The sequence below is a fragment of the Enterococcus sp. CWB-B31 genome, assembly GCF_020567645.1.
Taxonomy (GTDB): Bacteria; Bacillota; Bacilli; order Lactobacillales; family Enterococcaceae; genus Enterococcus_L.
Genome location: NZ_JAJDJW010000022.1, coordinates 48627 through 54626, shown reverse-complemented (window position 1 = coordinate 54626; position 6000 = coordinate 48627). Strand labels below are relative to the sequence as shown.

The following is a 6000-nucleotide window of genomic DNA, read 5'->3' as shown; positions in this document are numbered from 1 at the left end:
ACTTTTGATGTGGTGGTCGGGAAACCAACTTCATCTTATCAGTTTAGGAGGCTTTTTTACTACCACGCTGGAAGCTCTCAAGAACCCCCAGCATAGCTGGGGGTTTTCAGAACATACAAAAAAAGGGTCTCAGACATTGGTATGTCTCGGACCCTTAAAATCGAATAAACGGTGTTCCAAAAACAACACTTTCGATAATAAGCCGAAAGTGTTGAGAATTACTATTTTGTTAAAAAATAGATGTTTCCTCGTGAGACACTCGTCACAGTTTAAGTCATATAAGTGATGAACAATATCTACTTGATCATAGAAAATTTGTAGAGCACCAAGTAGGAAGCCGCATAAGAACGCCTTGCCTTGCATCTGCAATTACTCGATGCATACAGCAACTGTGACAAGTAACCACAGGAGTACCCTGAATTAAGATTGATATTCAGTTTACGTTTCCTCTGCCGTTACTCACCGCATGGAGAAGCTTTGTAACAGCCTCTTTTCTCATCTTTTCAAATAAAATAGTACATAAAAATACTGGCAATATTGAAATAAATCAGTACACTGGTTAAATCACTCAAGGTCGTAATGAAAGGTCCGCTTGCTACAGCAGGATCGAAGCCTAGCTTGTCCATCAGCATAGGAATCAGACTTCCTGCAAGATTTGCAACAGTAATTGCACAAAGCATCGCCATACCAATGACAAAACCAAGCGGGAAGTTTTGTTTCCAGACACCAACAACAATGAATATTGTCAAACCAGTAATCGCTCCGGTGACAAGCCCTGTCAGCACTTCACTCACAATTAGACGACCAAAGCTGCTGTCTTTCTCATCATTTACAGCCAGACGCCTTACCGCCACCGCCAAAGATTGAGTCCCTGCATTCCCTGCTGTTCCTGTGATTAATGAAATGAATACAGCCAAAATACTGGCTTCACTAACAAGCTCTTCATAATGACTGATTAATGTCGCTGTGGACATCCCAAGAAAAAGCAATGTGATCAGCCAAGGCAGTCTCTTTGAAGCTGCTTTAAATGGATTTTCACTGACTTGTTCAACGTCAACCCCAGCCAAACCGGAATAATCGCTGGCAGCTTCATCATCAATGACATCAATAATATCATCAACTGTGACAATACCAAGCAAGTGATCGTCATAATCAATAACCGGTAGTGCCAGAAAGTCATAGTCCCTAATAGTTTGGGCAACATCCTCCTGGTCATCTCCTACATGAACAGAAATTACCCGTTCATTCAAAATCTCACTAATTAGAGTATCATCTTCATTAATAATTAAATCACGTAGAGAAATTACTCCGACCAGACGGTTATCCTGATCCACTACATAAACATAGTAAATAGTTTCTGCAACATCTGCCTGTGTTTTCAGAACGTACATTGCAGATCGAACCGTTTGATTGGCAACAATTGATACATATTCAGTGGTCATTATTGAGCCGGCAGTATCATCTTCATAATGCAGCAGTTCCTTTATTTCACTGGCATCTTCTGTACTCATCAAACTTAGATATTTTGCTTTCTGACTTTTATCCAGCATGTTCAGCAGGTCAACTGCATTATCCGTATACATCTCTGAAAGCATTTCTGCTGCATAACCTGGACGCATCTCAGCAATATAATCTTTCATGTCCTCATTATCTTCTTCTATCACATCAAACATGTCTGCCAGTTCTTTTGGAGACAGATAATTGTATAGCTGTTTACGCTGCTTCGCTTCAAGAGATTGGTAGAACTGTCCCTGCTCATAGATATGAAGGGATAAAAACAACTCTCTAAATTCATTCATCTGCTCTTCTTCCAAGAAAGTAAGCAAATTATCAAATTGTTCCTCTATTTCCTGTCCTTCATTCATTCCTGCAACCTCCTGTTCTACCTTATTTCAATAATTCTTTTCATGTCCTCCGCAACTGGAGAATCAATCCTCATTTTTTCCTGTGTAAATGGATGAATAAAACTCAACTGACTGCAATGAAGCGCCTGCCTTCTTATACCTAAATCCATGGAACCGCCGTACATTTCATCACCCAGCAGCGGACAGCCAATGCTTTCAAAATGAACACGGATTTGATGGGTTCTTCCAGTATGAAGCTGAATTTTTACAAAAGCTGAATCTTTCAGCTTTTCAGCCAGCCAGTACTCTGTTTTAGCGTATTTACCATTCTCTGATACCATCCTTTTTAACAAAGAGGACGTATCTCTGCTGATCGGACCAATAATCTCTTCATGTTCAGCTAAAGAATGGACAGCTCCTCCTACAAGAGCATAATAAATCTTAATAACTTGCTTTTTGCGCAGCTGCTGATCAAGGAGCGCATGAGCAAAACCATGCTTGGCAAACAACATGACTCCCGAAGTATCCCGATCCAAACGGGTGACAATATGAACGATCTGATCCGAATACTTCATCCGCTTATAATAACCCTTCACCTGATTTGCCATGGTTTCACTTGTATGATATTGAGAAGGAATAGATGCTATTCCAGCTGGTTTATTTACTATTAAAAAATGTTCATCTTCAAATAGAATATCTAGTCTCCCCTCCGAAGGAAGCATTGTTTCATGCTCTCCTTCGTCTGGGATAACGATCTTCAGCTGATCACCGAACGAAAGCTTAAATAAAACATTTTCCACCCGATCATTCACAGTAATTCGTCCGCCTTGAAATTTTATTTTCGCCAGCAAACCTTTTGAAACACCCTGCTCTTTCAAAAAAGACTTAATTTGCCGAGACTCTTCCTTCTTGTAAACCCATTGAAATTCCATAAATTATCTAGTCCTCGCTAATAAATGCATCCTTGACTCTATTCCAAAAATGCGTATGCTTATAGGAAGCAAAATGTATCCGTTCATCAGCAATGCGATATTGGATGGTATCCACCTCTTCCTGATATATATCTAACTGATCTACAGTAATCATATAATCACCGCGTTCCTTCAAAACAATCGTCACCCATTCTTTACTGGCAATTACCATAGGGGAGCCCAATGTACGAAAAACCCGATTATTTAATGAAGCAATTTCTGCCAGCTGAAAGGCATTAATACTTGGATGAATCACAGCTCCGCCTACACTCTTGTTATAGGCAGTCGAACCTGTAGGTGTAGAAACTGATAACCCGTCGCCTCTAAATCGCTCAAACAGATCATCCTTAATATAGATATCTGCTACCATTGTTCGATTAGAACGTTTAATGGTGGACTCATTTAGTGCTAAAAAATGCTTATCAGGCTGATCATCTCTAAAGCTGATTTTTACATCCAATAAAGGATAGCTGATACTTTTTTCCTGAGACATCAGCAGACTCTCTACAAGCTCTTCCAGTTCATAATCGCGCCAGTCTGTATAAAATCCTAAATGTCCGGTATGGACACCAAGAAATCTCACACTGTTCAACAGGTGACTGAAACGGTGGAAAGCTGAGAGCAACGTACCATCCCCTCCGATGGAAATAACCAGTTGAGGTTCTTGATTCGTTACTTCAATATTTTCCCTCTTTAAAAGTACCAAAAGCTCTTCAGCAACCTTTTTTGATTTATCTTCATTATTATGAACGATCGCCACTTTCATGATCTGCCCCCCTTCCTCCTTAAATTAATACAGTTTCAAATTCTCTACTATGTATAGTTAAGAAGTATTTGAAAAATTTTTTTATAAATTCTTTTTTATGGCTGATCTTCTTTGTAATAGCTTCTTTTATTTTTTCCTCTGCCATGAGAAAATAGGTGTTGTGCTTCCTGAATTTCTTCCCGAATATCTGACATTTCTCCATCCAACTGATACGCAGCCTCTGCGGCGCGCTGCAGTCGGGCATTTAATTCTTCTGGAAAGACTCCCTGATACTTATAATTCAAGGAATGCTCAATCGTTGCCCAAAAATTCATTGCCAGCGTACGGATCTGAATTTCTGCTAAAATCCTTTTTTCTCCAGTCACAAGTTGAACAGGATAAACTATAACCAAATGATATGAACGATATCCGCTCTCTTTTTTATTCGTAATATAATCTCTTTCCTGTACAATTTCCAAATCTTTACGATTCCTAATAATTTCGACAACCTGATAAATATCCTCAACGAACTGACACATAATCCGCAGTCCGGCAATATCCTGCATCTCTTCTTCCAAACGATCCATCGGAATCTTTCGTAAGGAGGCTTTCATGAGAATACTGTCTACAGGTTTTACTCGACCTGTCACAAACTCGATGGGGGTATGTCTGTTAAGCTCATTAAATTGTTTGCGTATCCCACGCAACTTGACTTTCATCTCTCCAACAGCTTGTTCATATGGCGCAAGAAAAAGTTTCCAATCTTTCTCCATATCTCTCCCTCAATTCCCTTGAATTTGACCCAATGCCTATTTTACCATAGACCAATTAAAAATAGGATTTTTTATTCTATTATAAGAATTATCTAAAAAGTCAAATAGTTCAATCACTTTTCTTGACGAAACTATGGAAGTTGTGTGAAAATTAGTACGAAGAAGGTGAGTTTCGGATGAGTAAAGATTTAGAAATTGAATACAAAACATTGCTCTCAAAAGAAAACTTTTTCCGAACTGCTGAGTACTTCAAATTTAAGGAAACAGATTTTTTTATTCAGATGAATACCTATTTCGATACGTTCGACTTTCAACTGAAAGAAAGAGCTATTGGTTTAAGAATTCGTACATTGCCTGATAAAGCAGAGGTAACTCTGAAAATTCCTAATACCGTTGGCTTACTGGAGATTACAGATTCTCTGAGTTTTGAACAGGCGAATAAAATGATCCATGCTTTTAAACTTCCTAAAGAAAGTGAAGTATTTCAAAAACTGAAAGAACTAAACATTGATAGTCCATTGCAAGTTATTGGTGAATTAAAAACAAAAAGAGCACAGAAAAAACTTCCCCAAGGTTTGTTAGCTCTCGATGAAAGTTGGTACAATGATACCCATGATTTTGAACTTGAATTAGAGGTTGAGGATGCTGTTACTGGAAAAATAGCATTTAATGAATTGTTAGACACTCTGTCTATTGAAAAAATTAGCGGTCCTAACAAAATTCAAAGAATGATGCTTTCCGCTCCTTCGCACCTCCGGTAGTAAAATAATTGAGCAGATTAGTTTCTTTTATTCTGTTTTTTTGTTAAATTACAAGGATTAGTTCATGTTGCGGAGATTGTCAAAGTGTCGAATTGGAGGAAGTATGAATGATTGAAATTTATTTGTTCGTGAATCCATTAGGGAGTATTTGTCTAGATATTGAAAGAGAGATACTTACATTTGCTCAGGCGGAAAATAGGAAAATTCAATTACGTTTGATCCCTTTGGTGAACATGAAAACAATTGACTTTCTGCTTAAAGTACATGGAATACACCCTAGTGATATTAAAGGAAGAAATCAACTGTTTGAAACAACCTATTCTGCTGCATTAGATTTCAAAGCTGCACAGCTGCAGGGAAAAAAGAAAGGCCGTCATATTCTCCTGAATCTTCAAAGTATGATTACTGAAAGCGGAGTTGGCTATTCACCTGATTTAGCCGAAACCTTGATTGTTGATGCAGGCGGAGATTTAGAAATGTTTAAAAATGATCGTAAATCCAGTTTTGTTAAAGAGTCATTTCAAATAGATCAGCAAATTGCAAGAGAAATGGGAGTTACTCAGCATCCATCTACAGTTATTTATAATTATGCCTGTGATAGAGATTATGGTGTATTAGTGGAGGGAGACATATCCATTCAGCAAATCGAACGATTGTGTGAAACATCCGAAAAAAATTATCTTCATTTTCATGATTCGCTTGAGTTGGCAGACAATAACGAACAGTCCGTTCCAAAAGGACATTTACATTTACTTTAAAAGAAGGAAACAGCCGAATAAATTGCTGCTTCCTTCTTTTATTGTTCATAATCTTTATCCGAGCAGACCCTCTTCTCATTTTAAATCCAGAAGCAGCAATAACAAATTATCTTCGCTTCAGTCAACTATTTTTCTACTCATTTGAATA

At 38.0% G+C, this 6000-nt stretch carries 6 protein-coding genes; 2 read left to right on the top strand and 4 right to left on the bottom strand.

The genetic code is table 11. The annotated features are described in order from the left end of the window. Window positions 1-503 precede the first annotated feature (503 nt). From mgtE to LI954_RS14930, 4 genes are all read right to left on the bottom strand, one after another. Window positions 504-1865: a magnesium transporter gene (gene mgtE / locus LI954_RS14945; protein WP_202067700.1), complete on the bottom strand. Its 1362-nt coding sequence runs from the start codon at window positions 1863-1865 to the stop codon at window positions 504-506. Window positions 1866-1882: 17 nt separating this feature from the next. Beyond that, window positions 1883-2776: an RluA family pseudouridine synthase gene (locus tag LI954_RS14940; protein WP_229444835.1), complete on the bottom strand. Its 894-nt coding sequence runs from the start codon at window positions 2774-2776 to the stop codon at window positions 1883-1885. A 7-nt stretch (window positions 2777-2783) separates the two neighbouring features. After that, window positions 2784-3581 carry an NAD kinase gene (locus LI954_RS14935; protein ID WP_229442471.1) on the bottom strand — a complete coding sequence of 266 codons (798 nt, stop codon included), beginning with the start codon at window positions 3579-3581 and terminating at the stop codon, window positions 2784-2786. 95 nt (window positions 3582-3676) lie between these two features. Continuing rightward, on the bottom strand, window positions 3677-4333 hold the full coding sequence (locus LI954_RS14930) for a GTP pyrophosphokinase (RefSeq protein ID WP_202067697.1): 657 nt from the start codon (window positions 4331-4333) through the stop codon (window positions 3677-3679). Between the two features lie 176 nt (window positions 4334-4509). Here LI954_RS14930 and LI954_RS14925 point away from each other — a divergent pair, with 176 nt between their 5' ends. After that, a complete protein-coding gene (locus LI954_RS14925; protein ID WP_202067696.1) occupies window positions 4510-5094 on the top strand; it encodes a CYTH domain-containing protein in 585 nt (194 codons plus the stop codon). Window positions 5095-5201: 107 nt separating this feature from the next. Next, window positions 5202-5852, top strand: coding sequence for a DsbA family protein (locus LI954_RS14920; protein ID WP_202067695.1), 651 nt, complete (start codon window positions 5202-5204; stop codon window positions 5850-5852). Window positions 5853-6000 lie beyond the last annotated feature (148 nt).

Coding starts and splice junctions, on each gene's coding strand:
- mgtE (WP_202067700.1), bottom strand. CDS start 1,865: ATGAATGAAGGACAGGAAATAGAGGAACAATTTGATAATTTGCTTACT.
- LI954_RS14940 (WP_229444835.1), bottom strand. CDS start 2,776: ATGGAATTTCAATGGGTTTACAAGAAGGAAGAGTCTCGGCAAATTAAG.
- LI954_RS14935 (WP_229442471.1), bottom strand. CDS start 3,581: ATGAAAGTGGCGATCGTTCATAATAATGAAGATAAATCAAAAAAGGTT.
- LI954_RS14930 (WP_202067697.1), bottom strand. CDS start 4,333: ATGGAGAAAGATTGGAAACTTTTTCTTGCGCCATATGAACAAGCTGTT.
- LI954_RS14925 (WP_202067696.1), top strand. CDS start 4,510: ATGAGTAAAGATTTAGAAATTGAATACAAAACATTGCTCTCAAAAGAA.
- LI954_RS14920 (WP_202067695.1), top strand. CDS start 5,202: ATGATTGAAATTTATTTGTTCGTGAATCCATTAGGGAGTATTTGTCTA.